Genomic DNA, 17,037 nt, shown 5'->3' with positions numbered 1-17,037 from the left:
CCGGCCGGATGCGCGGTGCTCTCCGCTGATGCGGTGCACGAGCCTTCTGGCCGGCCTCGTTGCGTGCTGTGCCATGGGGGTTCCCTCCGGTCCGGCCGGTCCCCGCCCGTCGGCGGACGGGGACCGGTTCCGCGCCGTGTCAGAGGTTGGTCATGTCGACCGGGATCTGCGGCTCCGTGCCGTCGCGCAGCACGGTGGCCTCGATCAGGCCGTACGGGCGGTCCGCGGCGAAGTAGACCTCGTTGTCGTTCTTGAGGCCGAACGGTTCCAGGTCCACCAGGAAGTGATGCTTGTTCGGCAGCGAGAAGCGGATCTCGTCCACCTCGCTGCGACTGTTGATGATCCGCGAACCCATCTGGTAGAGCGTCTGCTGCAGCGAGAGGGAGTACGTCTCGGCGAAGGCCTGGAGCATGTGCTTGCGCGTCTGCTCGTAGGACTTCTCCCAGTTCGGCATGCGCGCGTCGTCGCTGGTCCAGTTGTACCGCCACTTGGCGGACACCTCGGTCGCGAGGATGCGGTCGTACGCCTCCTTGAGCGTCGTGTACTTGTCCTTGACATAGCCCCAGAACTCGGAGCTGGTGGAGTTCATCACCACGAGGTCCTTGAGACCCGAGATGACCTGCCACTTCTCGCCGTCGAAGGTGATCTGGGTGGTGCGCGTCTCCTGGCCCTTGCGGACGAAGGAGTGCTTGACCTCGTCGGCGCCGATGAACTGCGAGTTGCCTTCGGAGCCGGCGATGCGCTCCCAGGCGTACTCCTCGATCCGGATCCGAGCGGTCTTGATCGGCTCCTGCGACGTCACGAAGTGGCGGGCGAGGTGGATGCCGAACTGCTCGGCGGACTCGATGCCGTGCTCCTTGGCGAACGCGTACACCGTGTTCTTGGTGGTGTCGGTCGGCAGGACGTTGGCGTTGGAGCCGGAGTAGTGGACGTCCCCCATGTCGCCCGAGAGGGCGACCGAGACGTTCAGGTCCTTGATGTGGTGGGTGTCCCCGTCCCGCGTGATCCTGACGACGCGGTTCTCTGCTTTGCCGTACTGGTTCTGGCCGAGAATCGTGGGCATGTCGGTGCTAGCTCCCTCGGTAAACGGAGTAGCCGAACGGGTTGAGCAGCAGCGGTACGTGATAGTGCTCGCCCGGATCGACGGCGAAGGTGATCGCCACCTCCGGGAAGAACGCGCCGCTGTCCCTTACGCGGGGGGCGTCCTGCTGCGCCTCGGCTTGCTTCTTGGAACTGTGCTCTTCGGAGAAGTACGTCTCGGTTTCGAAGTCGAGCCGTACGTGGGTGGTGCCCTCCGGCAGCGCCGGCAGGTCCTTGCATCGCCCGTCCGCATCGGTCGCGGAGCCACCGAGCGTCACCCACTGCGCGTCGCCGCCGCTGCGGACGGCGAGCGAGACGGGGACGGCTTCGGCAGGGCGGCCGATACTGGTGTCCAGGATGTGTGTGGACACCGATGCGGTGGTGTCGGTACGCAAGACCGTCACTCTCCTTCTGTCACGAGGCGGGTCAGCCGGATGCGGTTGATCTTGCCCAGTTCGGTGCGCACGATCTCGCGCTCCTGCTCGGGCGAGTTCCCGATCCGGGACTTCACCGCGTCGCGCATCTGCTCACCGGTGGCGCCGGTGGCGCAGATCAGGAAGACGTGTCCGAACCGCGCCTGGTAGTCCAGGTTCAGTTCGAGCATCTCGGCCTTGAGTTCCTCGGTGGCGCCGGCCATCCCCCGCTGTTCGCGTGAGGAGGTGGGGTCCCCGGGCTTCGGGCGGCCGATCGGGGGGTGTCCGGCCATCGCGTCGGCTAGTTCGTCCTCGGTCAGCTCGGCCGTGGCGGCGTCACTGGCGGAGAGGAGGGCTTCTGCGGTGGCGTACGGGCGCCGGGAGAGGATCGCTCTTCCCCATGCCCCGCTGGCACACACCTCGTGCAACGCGGTGATGGCCTCGTCGTCCGCCAGGATGTTGAACCGGGCGAGGCCCGGTGTGGAGCTCGAAGTCACGGGAACCTCCGTGGCTGTTCTTCGCTGTGCGTTGGTCGGGCTGCGGATAGCTAACGCCTTCCGCAACACCACGTCAACACTTTGTTGAAATTCCCCGAACAGAAATGTCCGTCGCCGGACGATCCTGACAACGGCCTTCCAAGCGCTTGTGCGCCACTTCGCTCCGCTACTCACCTTTGGCGGCATTTTCCCGATTGGGATACATGCTTCGCCTCGGTGTGACCAGACGGTGCGCCGGCGCCCTGACGCGGCGATGCCCCCCGACCGGCCCCAGGCCGCTATGCCCGCAGTCGGCGAACCTTCGCCGCCGGGCTGGATGAGGTCTGGGAAGCTGCCAACGCCGGGCGTGCCGCGATCATCGCCGTCGAGGAGCACTTCCAACCCACCGTTCGGCTGACCGATGGCCACCTCACCCCGCTGGGCGGCGAACCAGAGGGCGGCTGGGAGGCCGGCGTTCGCGAGGACATCGTCGACGAACTCGTCGAGACCGCCCTGGACCACGGCACCGAGGTGGTCTTCCTCCCCGACGACCGCCTCACCGAACACGACCGGATCGCCGCGGTGCTGCGCTACTGAACCCCGCAGGGAAGGCCTACCCGAAGTCGGCAGCGGCTGCCGGACGGTTCGGATGTCGGCCGTCCACATCCGTCGAGATCACTCCACATCCGAACCTTGAGGGGACAAGATGTGGGGTGATCTGCGGTTCTACGAGTCGCAAGCCTTTCACCCGTGTGGATGTCGCTTCCACATCAGGCGTCCTTCTCCCGGTTGAGATAGTTGTAGACGGTGAAGCGGCTGACACCCAGGGCCCCCGCCACCGTCTCCACGCCATGCCGTACGGAGAAGGCACCGCGCGCCTCCAGGGTCCGCACGACCGCCTGCTTCGTCTTCCGGTCCAGGTCGGCGAGTGGCATCCCGTGCTGTCGCTCCATGGCGGCCAGGATGTGGTCGAGCGAGTCCGACAGCTGCGGCAGGCGTACGGCTATGACGTCCTCGCCCTCCCAGGCCAGCACCACGTCGTCGGCCCGTGCCTGCTCGGGCCCGACCAGCTCGGCGCCCATGGCGTCGACGAGCGGCTTGACCGCGGTGACGAGGGGGTGGTCCGCGGGTTCGGTCACTTCGAGTCCTCCCCGACGACGTTGACCTGGAGCGATATCCGGGTGGCACCCGACGCCAGGGCCTTTCGAAGCAGGGAGTCCACCGCGGTGAGCACCGCGTCCGCGCCGCCCTCCGCCGTATTGCCGAAGGGGCCGACGTCCACGGCGTCCAGTTCGGCCGACTGGATGACCTCGCGGGCCACCACCGCGTGTGCGGGTGCCTCGTCGAGATCGAACGGCTCGGTGGTGAACTCCACTCTCAAGCGCACTGTGCCTCCCTCATCTGCTCGCCGTGCACCCGGGGGCCCGCGGCTCGGCCCCGACCCTAACGGACCGCCGCCGGGCCCGACGGCGGGAGCGGCAGCACACAGGCGGCCATCGGGGCGGCGAACGGGGTTCCGGTGAGGCGCAGGCCGCCGTCCGCCCGGTCGACGTCGAAGACCGTCACTGTGCCGGACCGCTGATTGGCGGCGAAGAGCAGCGCCCCGTCCGGTGAGAAGGCGATCTGCCGAGGGAAGTCACCGCCCACCGGCACCGTGTCGATCAGCCGCAGCGCGGCCCCGTCGGCCTCGACGGCATAGCGCGTCAGGCTGTTGTGGCCTCGGTTGGCGAGGTAGGCGAAGCGGCCGTCGCCGGTGACCAGGAGCTGGGCGGGATAGCTGGTGCCGGATCCGGTTCCGGTGGACTGCCCGGCCCCCGGGGTCACGGCGCCGGTGGCGGGGTCGTAACCGCAGACGACGACGGTGTTGTCGACCTCGCAGGCGAGGTAGGCGAAGCGGCCGCTCGGGTGGAAGGTGAGGTGGCGCGGCCCCGCGCCCGGCCGCAGCGTGGCATAGGAGAGCTGCCGGAGAGTGCCCCGGCGCGTGTCGAGCCGGTACGTGTAGACGGTGTCGTTTCCCAGGTCGACGGCGAGGACATGGCCGCCGTCGGGGGCGGTGACGATCTGGTGGGCATGCGGCCCGTCCTGGCCGGGGCCGGGGGCCGGGGCCGTATGGACGACCAGGTCGGTGCGCTCGCCCAGCGAACCGTCGGCCGCGATCGGGTGCACGGCGACGCTGCCCGAGGTGTAGTTGGCGCTCAGCAGCCACCGGCCGCTCGGGTGGACCGAGAGATGGCAGGGGCCGGCGCCGGCGGTGGAGCGGGTGCCGAGCACCCGGAACGTTCCGTCCGAAGCGAGCGCAACGGCCGTCACACCGCCCTGTTCCTGCTCGTCGACGGCGTACAGCGTGGTGCCCGAGGGGTGCAGGGCGAGGTACGAGGGGTTGTCGACGCCGGTGATCGTGGTGCGTCCGGCGATCTCCCCGGAAGCCACGTCGTACTCGGCGACGCCGATCCCCTTACCCCCTCCGGCGGTCGAGGTGTACGTCCCCAGGAAGAGCGTCCCGGTCCTGCGGTCACGGGCAGCCGGTGCGTCCGGGCCGGCCGTCGGGCCGGCCGTCGGGGGCGGGGCGGGCGAGAAGGAGACTGCGGCGCCCGCCAGGAGCGCTCCGAGAAGCGTGCGTCGGCTGGTGCGGGTCGTCATGCGCGGCACCTCGGGGTCGGCTGCGTCGGACATGTCAGCCACACTCTCCCGCCCCGACCGAAGCCGCAAGTGGCGCAATTCCGGTTGCATCCTCCGCAACCGCCAGGCACAGGGCGGAGCGCATCGCCCCCGGCGGCCCGATGTACGGACCCCCTCTTGACAGCCCTCCCATCAGCCATGCAATCTTCCGTTAAGCAGAAACTAACTTCCGCAATACGGAAGGAGCGCCTGACCTCATGGGACACCCGGACCAGCGCTTCGATGTGAACCTTTCGATCCTCTTCACGGAACTCCCGCTCCTGGAGCGCCCCGCGGCCGCCGCCGCCGCGGGCTTCACGGCGGTCGAGCTGTGGTGGCCCTGGATCGAGACCCCCACCCCGCCGCAGACCGAACTCGACGCCCTCAAGAAGGCGCTCGACGACGCGGGCACGCAGCTGGTGGGGCTGAACTTCTACGCCGGACAGCTGCCCGGCCCCGACCGTGGCGCACTCTCCGTGCCCGGCGCGGAGTCGGACCGGTTCCGCGCCAATATCGACGTGGCGGCCGGCTTCGCCGCCTCGGTCGGCTGCAAGGCGCTGAACGCGCTCTACGGCAACCGCGTCGACGGCGTGGACCCGGCCGTGCAGGACGAACTCGCCCTGGAGAACCTGGTCCTGGCCGCCCGCGCGGCCGACCGGATCGGGGCGGTCCTGCTGATCGAGACCCTGAACAAGCCGGAGTCGCCGCGCTACCCGCTGGTGAGCGCACCGGCCGGGATCGAGGTCGTCGACAAGGTCAACTCCGCGACGGGCCTCGGCAACGCCAGGTTCCTGCTGGACCTGTACCACCTGTCGATGAACGGCGAGGACCTCAGCCAGGTGATTGCCGCGTACGCCGGGAAGACCGGCCACGTCCAGATCGCCGACAACCCGGGGCGCGGTGCGCCCGGCACCGGCTCGCTGCCGCTCGAGCAACTTCTCGACGAGCTGACGAAGGCCGGTTACGACGGCTGGGTCGGCCTGGAGTACAAGGCGGGCGACCGACCGAGCTCCGAGTCCTTCGACTGGCTTCCCGCCGAGGCGCGCGCGGCCCGCTGAGGGCGTCGGCCCCCCTCGTTCACACGTTTTCAGGAAGGCACCCTCATGAGCAACAACCTCCCCAAGGTCGCGTGGATCGGACTCGGCATCATGGGCTCCCCCATGTCCGAGAACCTGATCAAGGCCGGTTACGACGTCACCGGTCACACCCTGGAGCAGGACAAGATCGACCGGCTGGTCGCCGCCGGCGGGAACGGTGCGGGCTCGATCGCCGAGGCGGTCCGGGACGCCGATGTCGTGATCACGATGGTGCCGGCCTCCCCGCAGGTCGAGGCCATCGCGTACGGCCCCGACGGCATCCTGGAGAACGCGAGGTCCGGGGCCCTGCTGATCGACATGTCCTCGATCACCCCGCAGACCTCGGTGGACCTCGCGAAGAACGCGAAGGACCGGGGTATCCGCGTACTGGACGCCCCGGTGTCCGGTGGCGAGGCCGGAGCGATCGAAGCGGTCTTGTCGATCATGGTCGGCGGCGAGCAGGCCGATTTCGACGCCGCGCAGCCGATCCTCCAGACGCTCGGCAGGACCATCGTGCTCTGCGGTCCGCACGGCTCCGGCCAGACCGTGAAGGCCGCCAACCAGCTGATCGTCGCGGTCAACATCCAGGCCTGCGCCGAGGCCGTCGTCTTCCTGGAGAAGTCCGGGGTGGACCTCTCCGCCGCGCTCGACGTGCTGAACGGCGGGCTGGCCGGCTCGACCGTGCTGACCCGCAAGAAGGACAACTTCCTCAAGCGGGACTTCGCCCCGGGCTTCCGGATCGATCTGCACCACAAGGACATGGGCATCGTCACCGACGCCGCCCGCAATGTCGGTGCCGCGCTGCCCGTCGGCGCCGTGGTCGCTCAACTCGTCGCCTCGTTGCGCGCACAGGGCGACGGCGGCTTGGACCACTCGGCGCTGCTGCGCGCGGTCGAGCGCCTCTCGGGTCAGCCCGTCCAGGCCTGACCGGCCCGCCCCCAGACTTCCGGATGGTGTCGGCGCCGACACCTGTCCTGTCGCGCCCAGGCGTCGACACCATCCGGAACACCCCTCTCTCAATTTCAACAAACTGTTGACGTTCGGTTCGGAGCGTACTTACGCTCCTGGAGCCCCCAGGGCGTCGCAGTTCAGCAACTCCCGTACGGAAGGTCGCCCCGACACCATGACGCAGCGTGTGCTTACGACCGAGTCAGGCGCCCCGGTCGCCGACAACCAGAACTCCACCACCGCAGGCGTCGGTGGCCCGATCCTCCTTCAGGACCAGCACCTGCTGGAGAAGCTCGCGCGCTTCAACCGGGAGCGCATTCCGGAGCGCGTGGTCCACGCCCGGGGCTCCGGCGCGTACGGCTACTTCGAGGTCACCGACGACGTCACCGGCTTCACCCGTGCCGACTTCCTCTCGGCCGTCGGCAAGCGCACCGAGACCTTCATCCGGTTCTCGACGGTCGCCGATTCGCTGGGCGGCGCCGACGCCGTACGCGATCCGCGCGGCTTCGCCCTCAAGTTCTACACGGACGAAGGCAATTACGACCTGGTCGGCAACAACACCCCGGTGTTCTTCATCAAGGACCCGATCAAGTTCCCCGACTTCATCCACTCGCAGAAGCGCGACCCGTTCACGGGCCGTCAGGAGCCGGACAACGTCTGGGACTTCTGGGCGCACGCCCCGGAGGCGACCCACCAGGTGACCTGGCTGATGGGCGACCGCGGCATCCCCGCCTCGTACCGTCACATGAACGGCTACGGCTCGCACACCTACCAGTGGACGAACGCCGAGGGCGATGCCTTCTTCGTCAAGTACCACTTCAAGACGAACCAGGGTGTGCGCTCCCTCTCCAGCGAGCAGGCCGCCGAACTCGCGGGCAGGGACGGCAACTCCCACCAGACGGATCTGCTGCAGGCCATCGAGCGGGGCGTGAACCCGTCCTGGACCCTGTACGTGCAGGTCATGCCGGCCGCCGAGGCCGCGGACTACCGTTTCAACCCGTTCGACCTCACCAAGGTGTGGCCGCACAGCGACTACCCGCTGCAGCGGGTGGGCCGGCTGGTCCTGGACCGCAACCCGGACAATGTGTTCGCCGAGGTCGAGCAGGCCGCCTTCTCCCCGAACAACTTCGTGCCGGGCATCGGGCCGTCCCCGGACAAGATGCTGCAGGGCCGCCTGTTCGCCTACGCCGACGCGCACCGCTACCGGCTCGGCGTCAACCACACCCAACTCCCGGTGAACGCGCCGCGGACCGCCGTCGTCCACAACTACGGCCGCGACGGTCTGCACGCCACCCGCAACGGGGCGCGGCACGACAAGAACTACGAGCCCAACTCGTACGCGGGTCCCGCCCAGACCGAGGCGGCGCTCTCGGCGCCGCTCGCCGTCCACGGCTGGACCGGCACCCACGCGGCGCCCGCCCACACCAAGGACGACGACTTCTTCCAGGCGGGCGAGCTCTACCGGCTGATGTCCGAGGACGAGAGGAGCCGCCTGGTCGCCAACATCGCCGGAGGCCTCTCCCAGGTCACCCGCGACGACGTGATCGAGAAGAACCTCGCTCACTTCCACGCCGCGGACGCCGAGTACGGCAAGCGCGTCGAGGAAGCGGTCAGCGCGCTGCGCGAGGACTAGAACACCGATACCGCGCAGAGGATCTGACGGGAGGTCATTTCCCTTGCGCTGTCCGTCCGGCCGGCCCTGAGGGGTATCCGGCGGGACGGACGTCACTGAGGACCGCGGCGGCGTGCGAGCCAGTGCGGTGGTGAAGGCAGCCGTCCGCCGCTCTCGACCTGAGAGAGCGGGCCCGGCCGCCCGTCGCCCGCCGCTGCGGTCCCGGCACAACCCGCACACAGGACTCCGCCCGGCGGCGCGAACGAAACGGTCGCGCCGGCCTCTCGCCGTCGGGCGGTCACCACCCTCTTGCAGGGCGGCGAGTACGGACGGTCCCGGGCTCCCCGCCCTTAGGGCTGTCCTGTAATCCCTGGCGGGCGCGCGACGACAGCTACGGCACCTCGCCCCATTGTCGGAACGCCCGAATACGTCCAGTATGAGGATGTCCCTCCGCCTTGCGATGCACCGCATCGGACGCCGCGGGCCGATCCACCAGGGATTACGGGACAGCCCTTTGCGTGTGTGCGTCAGTAACCGGCCGGGCGGACGAGGCCCGTCTCGTACGCGAAGACCGCCGCCTGGGTCCGGTCGCGCAGCCCCAGCTTGGCCAGGATCCGGCTCACATGGGTCTTCGCCGTCTGCTCGGCCACCACCAGGCGCGTGGCGATCTCCGCGTTCGACAGCCCCTGCGCGATCAGGGACAGCACCTCCGTCTCACGTTCCGTCAGATCGCCGACGCGCTCCCTGAGCGGAGCCCTGGGAGCGGCGGTCATCCGGGAGAACTCGGCGATCAGCCGCTTGGTGATGTTCGGGGCGAGCAGCGCGTCACCGGCCGCCACCACCCTGACCGCATGGGCCAGTTCCTCCACCGAAGCGTCCTTGAGCAGAAAGCCGGACGCGCCCGCGCGCAACGCCTCGTACACGTACTCGTCGAGATCGAAGGTGGTCAGGATGAGCACCTTGACCTGTGCGTCGTACGGTGACGTGATGCGACGGGTCGCCTCGATACCGCCGAGCACGGGCATCCGGACATCCATCAGGACGACGTCCGGGGCGAGTTCGGCGACCTTGGAGACGGCGTCCAGGCCGTCCACCGCCTGACCCACGACCTCGATGCCGGGTTCGGCGTCGAGCAGCACCGTAAAACCCTGCCGGACCATCACCTGGTCGTCGGCGATCAGTACGCGGATGCTCGTCACAGTGTGTCCTCAGCAGGTAAGGCGGCCAGGTCAGGGGCGCTCACCGGCAGGATAGCCGTGACCTCGTAGCCGCCGTCCGGGGTCCGTCCGGTGACGAGTTCGCCGCCCAGCATCGCGGCGCGTTCGCGCATTCCGAGCAGTCCGTGACCCATGCCCCGCGACGGCGCGGCGGGTCCGTCCGGCGCGGTGTTGGTGATCCGGACGGTGAGCCCGGCCGTCCCGTACGCCGTCTCCACCCGCACCTGGGCACCGGGCGCGTGCCGCATCGCGTTGCTGAGTGCCTCCTGGACGATCCGGAACGCCGACAGTTCGACACTCGGCGGCAGCGGGCGCGCCGCGCCGGCGGTGACGGTGGTGACCACGAGCCCGGCGCCGCGCACATTGGCCAGCAATTCGTCCAGGCGGTCGAGAGTGGGCTGCGGGGTGTGGCTCGCCCCCTTCGAAAGGGCGTCCTCGGAACGCAGAACGCCGAGCACATGGCGTAGTTCGGTGAGCGCCTCGACAGCGTTCTGACGGATGCCGGCGAGGTTCTCCCTGAGTTCGTCGGACGGGTTCTCGACGAGGTGCGGGGCGACCTGCGCCTGGATGGAGATCACCGACATGTGGTGGGCGACCACGTCGTGCAGCTCGCGGGCGATCCGGTTGCGCTCCTCCAGCAGGGTGCGCCGGGCCCGCTCCCCGGCGGTCAGTTCCTCCTGGACGACCAGTTGACTACGGGTCACCCGCAGCCCCCGCAGGGCGGTGCCGAGAACCACGGCTGCGATCAGAAACGGCGCTCCGCGCAAGATGTCGTAGTTGTGCCCTGTGGTGAAGGCGGTGCACACCGGCCCGGAGAGAAGGGTGATCGCCACCGCGACGGCCGCGCGGCGTGGCCGCACCCGCAGCGCGAGCAGGAACAGCGCTCCGCCCAGGAGGATCAACCCGGGGACGGTCCAGGGAAAGAGCAGGTCCCTGCTGATGTCGGGCTCCGAGAGCCGCACGGTGACCGCCAGGACGATCGTCGACACCCACCAGGCCGCCACCGGGCGGAACATCCCGGCGACGAGCGCCGCGCCCTGCACCATGCCCAGCAGCACCGCGTACGGGGGAATGGAGCCACCGTCGGCCGGGCTCAGCTGGGTCATGTGGAACGCGGTGAGGAACACGGCGCCGATGACCAGCGCCATCGCGAACACCGGACGCCAGACCGGCCATCCGGGCTCCCCCATCGCCGGCAGCGGATCGGCGGGCGCCGTCAGATCCTCGAACAACGCGCGCGGGGCCCTCCGCAGCGCGGCCCTCAACCGCTTTCCGTCCCTCACCACTGACCCCCTCGTCCGGTCCAGACTACGGACTGTCCCGTTATCCCTGGTCGATCAGCGCGCGGCGTCGGATGCGGTGCATCGCAAGGCGGAGGGACGGGCTCATACCGGTCGTATTCGGGCGTTCCGACAACGCAGCGAGGTGCCGTAGCTGTCGTCGTGCGCCCGCCAGGGGTGACGGGACAGTCCTTAGGCACGGCGCATCACCGACTCCCGGGCAGGACGCCCCTCACGGACGATACGGCCGCTTTTCCGTGGCCGCCCCTCCTCGTACTTGCGGAACGCCGCCCAGCACACCAGCAGCGCCACGGCGAAGGCCGGCAGCCAGGCCAGCCGTGCGAACACCCAGCCGGAGTCACTGGGCACGGTGTGCAGACCGGGCAACGCCTCGCCCGCGAGGAGTCCGACGGCGGTGACCGCCATCATCGCGGTCTGGTGCCAGAGGAACACGGTCATCGCGGAGAGGTTGACCAGTGCCACCGCCGCCCAGGCCGCGGGGCGTCGCAGGACTCGTCGCAGCGGGCCGAGCATCAGCCGGGCCGCGCCGCACTGGGCGAGGCCGAAGGTGACGGCCGCGAGGGTGGGCGGGTCGAGGTTGGAGATCCTGGAGCCGGGCACACCGACCATGGACGCCGGGTAGCCGGCCCACAGTACGAGTGCGGCGCTGGTGGCGGCGCCGACGAGCAGCAGGGCCCATCCGGTCGACCGGCTCCGCAGGCCGCCGCGGGCCCAGCTCGCGCCCAGGCAGTACGGGACCATCCAGCCGGCCGCCACGTTGATCCAGCCGAGCCCGGCGGGACCGTCCAGCCCGAACCGGATCAGGTCGACATGCAGCACGACGGCGAGCGGCCACAGCGGATGAAGCTTCGCCACCAGCGGGGTCGCCGCCGTCAGCACCGCGAAGACCAGCAGGAACCAGAGCGGTGACAGCACCAGTTTGAGCAGCGCGTGCACGGTTTCCGTGCCCACCCCGGAGGCGAGCAGCACGCCCGCGATCACGGCCCACACCACCAGCACGGCGGCGACCGGCCTGAACAGCCGGATCGTACGGGCGCCGAGCCACTTCCCGTACGTGGTGCCGCGGGCGCGGGCGCAGGCGTAACTCTTCGCCCCGACCTGGCCGCCCACCAGGAAGAACACCGCGAGTGTCTGGAAGAGCCAGGAGACCGGGGTCAATTCGGGCATGTGCTGGAGGGGGCTCGCGGCACGCACCGTGCCGGTGTCGGCGATCAGGGCGGTCACCAGCCAGTGGCCGAGCACCACGCCCAGAATGGCGAGGGCGCGCAGGGCGTCGACGGCGCGGTCGCGGTCGGGCGGGGTGGCGGCGTCGATCCTGCGGACGAGTTCACGCATGACGGCCCTCCTCGGCAGGGGCCCGGCCGGAGACGATCCGGGCGATGTTCTCCAGCGATGAGGAGCCGGCCTTCAGGTAGTCGCTGTGGCCGCCGTCGCCCGCCGCGAAGCGCCGGGCACCGAACTCCGGGGAGACCGGGTCCGTTCCGAACCCGAGGGTGACGAACGGCAGCCGAAGCTGTACGTGGGGCACCTCGGCGATCCAGTCGTCGCGGCCCCGGCCTGCCCAGACCGTGGCCGGGGTGTGGAGTGCGGCGACGTTGTCGACGCCGGTGCCGGGGCTGCCGTACAGGACGATGTCCGCGACCGCCAGCCCTGGCGCTGCCTCGGCACAGACGACGGACCCGTAGGAGTGGCAGAGCAGCGAGGTCCGGGCTGTCGGCTCGGCACGCTTCAACTCGGCGAGAAACGTACGCAGTTCGGTGGCGGCGCCGTCGGCCCGGCCCGTGGTCACCGACGCCCCGCTCACCGTGTCCGGCGTTTCGTAGCCGAGCCAGCCGATGACCGCTGCCCCCTCGCCCATCTCGTGGCGCAGGGCGACGGCGCCGGCCCGCAGCCGCCAGTACCGGTCGAGGCTGATGCCCGCCCCCGGGACCAGTACGGCGATCCGGCGCGCCCTGGAGAGGTCGCCGAAGACCTCGACGCTGCGGCCACCGTCGCGGCCGTCGAAGGAGAAGAAGTGGCGCGCCGGGTCGGCGAGACCGCGCAGCGCTGCGGCCCGCTTGCCGTCGCCGTGGCGGGTGGCCATCCGCTCGGCCGCGAGGACGGAGCCGCGGTTGACGGCGTACCGGGCGGCGAGGTCCGCGGCGGTCGCAGCACGCAGCGGGGCAAGAGGGGCCGGGGCCGGCGCCGGGACGGCGGAGGGCCGAGCCGCACCCGCCATGGGCACGGCGACCGCGGCGATGACGAGGGAGGCGAGCAGCGTCCGGACGGCGCGCGGAAGGTTCCTGCGCGGACGGCTCCTGGGCGGGCTGGGCGCCATGAGGGATGTTCCTTCCGTACCGGATGTCCGTGGAGTCGGTCAGTGGTGCTTCCGGTACAGAAGCTAGGGAGCGGACCTCGTGGTCGGCGTCCACCCGGGGAGGTCACCTTCCCGGTAACCCTGAAGTACTACGGGTAGGGGGAGTTGGCGCTTTCGCGAGGCCCGGACACACGTGTGGGGGCGGACCACCGGGTTCCGGCGGTCCGCCCCCGCACAGGCGGCAGAGGAGAGGGTGGTCAGCTCGCGACGAAGGGGCGGACCGAGGTCGGGGCGTGACCCGGTTCGGTGGCGATGTCCTCCCACTCGTTGATGGCGTCGATGCCCGCGGCACCCATCGAGATGTTGGTGACACGCTCCAGGATCGCCTCGACCACCACCGGGACCCGGAACTCGGCGGCCAGCTTCTTGGCCTCCTCGAACGCCGGCAGCAGCTGGTCCGGCTCGGTGACCCGGATCGCCTTGCAGCCCAGGCCCTCGACGACCTTGACGTGGTCGACGCCGTAGACGCCCAGCTCCGGGGAGTTGATGTTCTCGAACTCCAGGTTGACCTGGAAGTTGATGTCCAGGTTGCGCTGCGCCTGGCGGATCAGCCCCAGGTAGGAGTTGTTCACCAGGACATGGACGTACGGGATGTTGTGCTGTGCGCCGACCGCCAGTTCCTCCAGCATGAACTGGAAGTCGTAGTCGCCGGAGAGCGCGACCACCTGGCCCTCGGGGTCGGCGGTGGCGACGCCCAGCGCGGCCGGGATGGTCCAGCCGAGCGGACCGGCCTGGCCGCAGTTGATCCAGTGGCGCGGCCGGTAGACGTGCAGCATCTGCGCGCCCGCGATCTGGGAGAGGCCGATCGTGGTGACGTAGCGCGTCTCCGGTCCGAAGGCGCGGTTCATCTCCTCGTACACGCGCTGCGGCTTCAGCGGCACGTTGTCGAAGTGGGTACGTCGCTGCAGCCGGGCCTTGCGGTCCTGGGTGGAGGCGGCCCACGCGCTGCGGTCCGGCAGCCTGCCGGCGGCCTTGAGCTCCTTCGCCACTTCGACGAAGAGCTCCAGCGCGGCCTTGGCGTCGGAGGCGATACCGAGGTCCGGCGCGAAGATCTTGCCGAGCTGGGTGGGCTCGATGTCGACGTGGACGAACGTACGGCCGTTGGTGTAGACGGCCAGGTCTCCGGTGTGCCGGTTGGCCCAGCGGTTGCCGATGCCCAGGACGAAGTCCGACTCCAGGAAGTTCGCGTTGCCGTAGCGGTGCGAGGTCTGCAGGCCGACCATGCCGGCGTTCAGCTCGTGGTCGTCGGCGAGGATGCCCCAGCCCATCAGGGTCGGGATGACCGGGGTACCCGTCAGCTCGGCGAACTCCACGAGGAGTTCGCAGGCGTCGGCGTTGATGATGCCGCCCCCGGCGACGATCACCGGGCGCTCCGATGCGAGCAGGAGCCCGATCGCCTTCTCGATCTGGGCGCGGGACGCGGCCGGCTTGTAGACGGGCAGCGGCTGGTACGTCTCCGGGTCGAATTCGATCTCCGTCAGCTGGACGTCGATCGGCAGGTCGATGAGGACCGGGCCGGGGCGGCCCGACCGCATCAGATGGAATGCCTGCTGGAAGACGCCGGGCACCTGCGCGGCCTCCAGGACGGTCGTCGCGGCCTTGGTCACCGGCTTGGCGATCGAGGCGATGTCGACGGCCTGGAAGTCCTCCTTGTGGAGCTTGGCCACCGGCGCCTGGCCGGTGATGCAGAGGATCGCGATGGAGTCGGCGATCGCCGAGTAGAGCCCGGTGATCATGTCGGTCCCGGCGGGCCCCGACGTACCGATGCACACACCGATGTTCCCTGCCCGGCTCCGGGTGTAGCCCTCGGCCATGTGGGACGCGCCCTCGACATGGCGGGCGAGCGTGTGGTCGATGCCACCACCGGCCTTGAGCGCCGCGTAGAACGGGTTGATCGCTGCGCCCGGCACGCCGAACGCGTTGGTGACGCCTTCCAGCTTGAGGATCTCAACTGCCGCTCGGGCAGCGGTCATTCGAGGCATGGAGTACTCCTGCTCGGACGGGTGGAGTCGGGCTCTGTCGCGCCACCTGAGAGCACCTATTCCGCATTACGAAAGTTTGTTTCTGCTATACGGAAGCAATCTAAGCCGCGTCCGAGTGGCCGTCAAGACCGGCGAATCCGCCAAGTCGCTCCCTCGCGCCTCGCTCTTGGTGGACCATGGGGACGGAGCACAGGGGACAAGGGGCGCGGAGGCCCCGGGGCGGCGCCGGGGAGCGCCGGAGGGAGACCACAGTGGAGTCCGTGCCGGTACGCTGCCCGGCCTGCGGCCGCGATCACGCCTACCTCACGCCGGTCTACCCGTGCCCGTGCGGCACCCCCGTCGCCCCGCCCGTGCTGCGCGGCGGGACGGTCGAACCGATCACCCACCGCACCTGGAACGAGGACTGGGTGACCGTGCGCTGCCGCACCTGCGGACGCCACGACCAGTGGCCTCAGCCGGAGCTGTGCTGTCCGTGCGGGACGGTGCTGCGGATCCCGGTCCGCCCGGCCACGGCGTCCGCGCCCGGCCTGGACGCCGGGACCCTGCCCACCCACATCCCGCTGCCGCGGACGGCGGCTGCGCCCCGCCCGGCGTTCCGGCCGATGACGATCCGGACCGGCCGCGACGCGGTCACCGCCGCCGCGATGTATCTGCGGTGGCTGGGCTACCGCGACGTCGTACAGCCCGCGGAACGCCCGTCGTCCCGGATCGATCTGCGCGCCGCCGGGCTGATCGCCCAGGTCGACTCGACCACCCGGCCGACCACCCTGCGCGATGTCGAATGCCTCTGGCTGAACAGCTTGAACGCCTCGGTGACCAGCGTCTTCTTCTCGCTGGCGGGCTATGCGCAGGACGCCAGGGAGCGAGCGGACGGTCTCTGCATCCCGCTCTTCGTGATGGACCTCACCGGGACCCCGCAGCCGGTCAACGGCCCGGCGGACGAACTGCTCTCCACCGGCGCCTGACCTCCGTACCGAGCGCCATACTGGCGGCATGCGCATCCGTCCCGCCCGCCGCTCGGATCTCCCCCTGCTCCAGGAGATCGAGCGCGCCGCCGGCGAACCCTTCCGCACCCTCGCCATGTCCGCCGTCGCGGACGACGACCCGCCGCCTCTCGACCTGCTGGACGAATACCGCAGGGCCGGCCGCGCCTGGGTGGCCGCGGACGCCGACGACCGTCCGGTCGGCTACCTGATCGCCGACCCGGTCGACGGCGCTGCCCATGTCGAGCAGGTCTCGGTCCATCCGTCCGTCGCACGGCGCGGCCTCGGCAGGGCGCTCATCGACCACCTCGCCCTCTGGGCGGGCGAGCAGCGGTTCGAAGCCCTCACCCTCACCACCTTCTCGCACGTCCCGTGGAACGCGCCGTACTACACGCGCCTCGGCTTCCGCACGCTCACGGAGGCCGAACTCACCGACGGACTGCGGAAGATCAGGGCGGAGGAGGCCGAACACGGCCTGGACCGCTGGCCAAGGGTCTGCATGCGACGCGAACTCTGACACGGCGACACGATTCGGGTGCTTCCGCGCGGCCCGGCGCCGGACCCGGACACACTCCCTGACGTCGCAGTGGAACCGGCCGGCAACAGCGAGTGCAATCGGTCACGTTCGGTCCTACGGCCACAAATGTTCGGTCGCTGTCAGTGGGCGGCCTTACAGTGGTGCGCATGGTCTTAACTCCACGACTCTCACCACCTATCGCCCCGAGAAACACCGCACAGAGCGTCGGACAGTCCGCACAGCCGACTCACCCGTCCGCCGTCGAGGCGAACGAGGCGATACGTGCGCTCGTGGACGCACGAGCCGGCCAGGACTGGTCCTCCGTGGAGTCCGCGGCCTACGAGGTGCTGCTCATCGAATGGGCGGCGGCCACTCGGGGCGCTGCCGGCGACATCATCGAAGCCGCCTGACAACGCCC

At 69.9% G+C, this 17,037-nt stretch carries 17 protein-coding genes; 6 read left to right on the top strand and 11 right to left on the bottom strand.

Annotated features, from left to right (window positions below):
- Positions 1-139: 139 nt before the first annotated feature.
- The 6 genes from pucL to ACFYP5_RS18145 form a co-directional block, all read right to left on the bottom strand.
- Positions 140-1,063 carry a factor-independent urate hydroxylase gene (gene pucL / locus ACFYP5_RS18170; protein WP_389036670.1) on the bottom strand — a complete coding sequence of 308 codons (924 nt, stop codon included), beginning with the start codon at positions 1,061-1,063 and terminating at the stop codon, positions 140-142.
- A 7-nt stretch (positions 1,064-1,070) separates the two neighbouring features.
- A complete protein-coding gene (gene uraH / locus ACFYP5_RS18165) occupies positions 1,071-1,475 on the bottom strand; it encodes a hydroxyisourate hydrolase (RefSeq protein WP_389036668.1) in 405 nt (134 codons plus the stop codon).
- 5 nt (positions 1,476-1,480) lie between these two features.
- On the bottom strand, positions 1,481-1,990 hold the full coding sequence (uraD, locus tag ACFYP5_RS18160) for a 2-oxo-4-hydroxy-4-carboxy-5-ureidoimidazoline decarboxylase (RefSeq protein WP_389036665.1): 510 nt from the start codon (positions 1,988-1,990) through the stop codon (positions 1,481-1,483).
- A 749-nt stretch (positions 1,991-2,739) separates the two neighbouring features.
- A complete protein-coding gene (locus ACFYP5_RS18155; protein ID WP_352305250.1) occupies positions 2,740-3,051 on the bottom strand; it encodes a helix-turn-helix domain-containing protein in 312 nt (103 codons plus the stop codon).
- Between the two features lie 53 nt (positions 3,052-3,104).
- Positions 3,105-3,356: a hypothetical protein gene (locus ACFYP5_RS18150; RefSeq protein ID WP_078878704.1), complete on the bottom strand. Its 252-nt coding sequence runs from the start codon at positions 3,354-3,356 to the stop codon at positions 3,105-3,107.
- A 56-nt stretch (positions 3,357-3,412) separates the two neighbouring features.
- Positions 3,413-4,609: a lactonase family protein gene (locus ACFYP5_RS18145; protein WP_389037063.1), complete on the bottom strand. Its 1,197-nt coding sequence runs from the start codon at positions 4,607-4,609 to the stop codon at positions 3,413-3,415.
- A 236-nt stretch (positions 4,610-4,845) separates the two neighbouring features.
- Here ACFYP5_RS18145 and ACFYP5_RS18140 point away from each other — a divergent pair, with 236 nt between their 5' ends.
- The 3 genes from ACFYP5_RS18140 (at position 4,846) to ACFYP5_RS18130 (ending at position 8,284) form a co-directional block, all read left to right on the top strand.
- Positions 4,846-5,685, top strand: coding sequence for a TIM barrel protein (locus ACFYP5_RS18140; protein WP_389036662.1), 840 nt, complete (start codon positions 4,846-4,848; stop codon positions 5,683-5,685).
- 45 nt (positions 5,686-5,730) lie between these two features.
- On the top strand, positions 5,731-6,630 hold the full coding sequence (locus ACFYP5_RS18135) for a 2-hydroxy-3-oxopropionate reductase (protein WP_389036659.1): 900 nt from the start codon (positions 5,731-5,733) through the stop codon (positions 6,628-6,630).
- A gap of 196 nt (positions 6,631-6,826) precedes the next feature.
- The gene (locus ACFYP5_RS18130; protein ID WP_389036657.1) at positions 6,827-8,284 is read left to right on the top strand and encodes a catalase; all 1,458 of its coding nucleotides are present in this window, start codon (positions 6,827-6,829) and stop codon (positions 8,282-8,284) included.
- A 506-nt stretch (positions 8,285-8,790) separates the two neighbouring features.
- On the opposite strand, the gene ACFYP5_RS18125 is transcribed toward ACFYP5_RS18130, so the two are convergent.
- From ACFYP5_RS18125 to gcl, 5 genes are all read right to left on the bottom strand, one after another.
- Entirely contained in the window at positions 8,791-9,462 is a 672-nt protein-coding gene (locus ACFYP5_RS18125; RefSeq protein ID WP_389036655.1) for a response regulator, read from the bottom strand.
- The gene (locus ACFYP5_RS18120) at positions 9,459-10,763 is read right to left on the bottom strand and encodes a sensor histidine kinase (protein WP_389036653.1); all 1,305 of its coding nucleotides are present in this window, start codon (positions 10,761-10,763) and stop codon (positions 9,459-9,461) included. The genes ACFYP5_RS18125 and ACFYP5_RS18120 overlap by 4 nt, the downstream gene beginning before the upstream one ends.
- A 189-nt stretch (positions 10,764-10,952) precedes the next feature.
- Positions 10,953-12,116, bottom strand: coding sequence for an acyltransferase (locus ACFYP5_RS18115; RefSeq protein ID WP_389036650.1), 1,164 nt, complete (start codon positions 12,114-12,116; stop codon positions 10,953-10,955).
- On the bottom strand, positions 12,109-13,098 hold the full coding sequence (locus ACFYP5_RS18110; RefSeq protein WP_389036647.1) for an alpha/beta hydrolase: 990 nt from the start codon (positions 13,096-13,098) through the stop codon (positions 12,109-12,111). The genes ACFYP5_RS18115 and ACFYP5_RS18110 overlap by 8 nt, the downstream gene beginning before the upstream one ends.
- A 236-nt stretch (positions 13,099-13,334) precedes the next feature.
- Positions 13,335-15,119: a glyoxylate carboligase gene (gcl, locus tag ACFYP5_RS18105; RefSeq protein WP_389036645.1), complete on the bottom strand. Its 1,785-nt coding sequence runs from the start codon at positions 15,117-15,119 to the stop codon at positions 13,335-13,337.
- Between the two features lie 251 nt (positions 15,120-15,370).
- Between gcl and ACFYP5_RS18100 the strand changes: the two genes are divergently transcribed.
- The 3 genes from ACFYP5_RS18100 (at position 15,371) to ACFYP5_RS18090 (ending at position 17,029) form a co-directional block, all read left to right on the top strand.
- Positions 15,371-16,084, top strand: coding sequence for a hypothetical protein (locus ACFYP5_RS18100; protein WP_389036642.1), 714 nt, complete (start codon positions 15,371-15,373; stop codon positions 16,082-16,084).
- 28 nt (positions 16,085-16,112) lie between these two features.
- The gene (locus ACFYP5_RS18095; protein WP_389036639.1) at positions 16,113-16,619 is read left to right on the top strand and encodes a GNAT family N-acetyltransferase; all 507 of its coding nucleotides are present in this window, start codon (positions 16,113-16,115) and stop codon (positions 16,617-16,619) included.
- A 167-nt stretch (positions 16,620-16,786) separates the two neighbouring features.
- Positions 16,787-17,029, top strand: a complete 243-nt coding sequence (locus tag ACFYP5_RS18090) for a hypothetical protein (RefSeq protein ID WP_389036637.1) — start codon at positions 16,787-16,789, stop codon at positions 17,027-17,029.
- Positions 17,030-17,037 lie beyond the last annotated feature (8 nt).

The sequence above is a fragment of the Streptomyces sp. NPDC005262 genome (assembly GCF_042872425.1).
Taxonomy (GTDB): Bacteria; Actinomycetota; Actinomycetes; order Streptomycetales; family Streptomycetaceae; genus Streptomyces.
This window is presented reverse-complemented; position numbering and strand designations above follow the sequence as displayed.

What these genes read in the sequence shown, in the direction of transcription:
- pucL (WP_389036670.1), bottom strand. Translation starts at nt 1,063, where the DNA reads ATGCCCACGATTCTCGGCCAGAACCAGTACGGCAAAGCAGAGAACCGC.
- ACFYP5_RS18155 (WP_352305250.1), bottom strand. Translation starts at nt 3,051, where the DNA reads ATGGGCGCCGAGCTGGTCGGGCCCGAGCAGGCACGGGCCGACGACGTG.
- ACFYP5_RS18145 (WP_389037063.1), bottom strand. Translation starts at nt 4,609, where the DNA reads ATGACGACCCGCACCAGCCGACGCACGCTTCTCGGAGCGCTCCTGGCG.
- ACFYP5_RS18140 (WP_389036662.1), top strand. Translation starts at nt 4,846, where the DNA reads ATGGGACACCCGGACCAGCGCTTCGATGTGAACCTTTCGATCCTCTTC.
- ACFYP5_RS18135 (WP_389036659.1), top strand. Translation starts at nt 5,731, where the DNA reads ATGAGCAACAACCTCCCCAAGGTCGCGTGGATCGGACTCGGCATCATG.
- ACFYP5_RS18130 (WP_389036657.1), top strand. Translation starts at nt 6,827, where the DNA reads ATGACGCAGCGTGTGCTTACGACCGAGTCAGGCGCCCCGGTCGCCGAC.
- ACFYP5_RS18115 (WP_389036650.1), bottom strand. Translation starts at nt 12,116, where the DNA reads ATGCGTGAACTCGTCCGCAGGATCGACGCCGCCACCCCGCCCGACCGC.
- ACFYP5_RS18110 (WP_389036647.1), bottom strand. Translation starts at nt 13,098, where the DNA reads ATGGCGCCCAGCCCGCCCAGGAGCCGTCCGCGCAGGAACCTTCCGCGC.
- gcl (WP_389036645.1), bottom strand. Translation starts at nt 15,119, where the DNA reads ATGCCTCGAATGACCGCTGCCCGAGCGGCAGTTGAGATCCTCAAGCTG.
- ACFYP5_RS18095 (WP_389036639.1), top strand. Translation starts at nt 16,113, where the DNA reads ATGCGCATCCGTCCCGCCCGCCGCTCGGATCTCCCCCTGCTCCAGGAG.
- ACFYP5_RS18090 (WP_389036637.1), top strand. Translation starts at nt 16,787, where the DNA reads ATGGTCTTAACTCCACGACTCTCACCACCTATCGCCCCGAGAAACACC.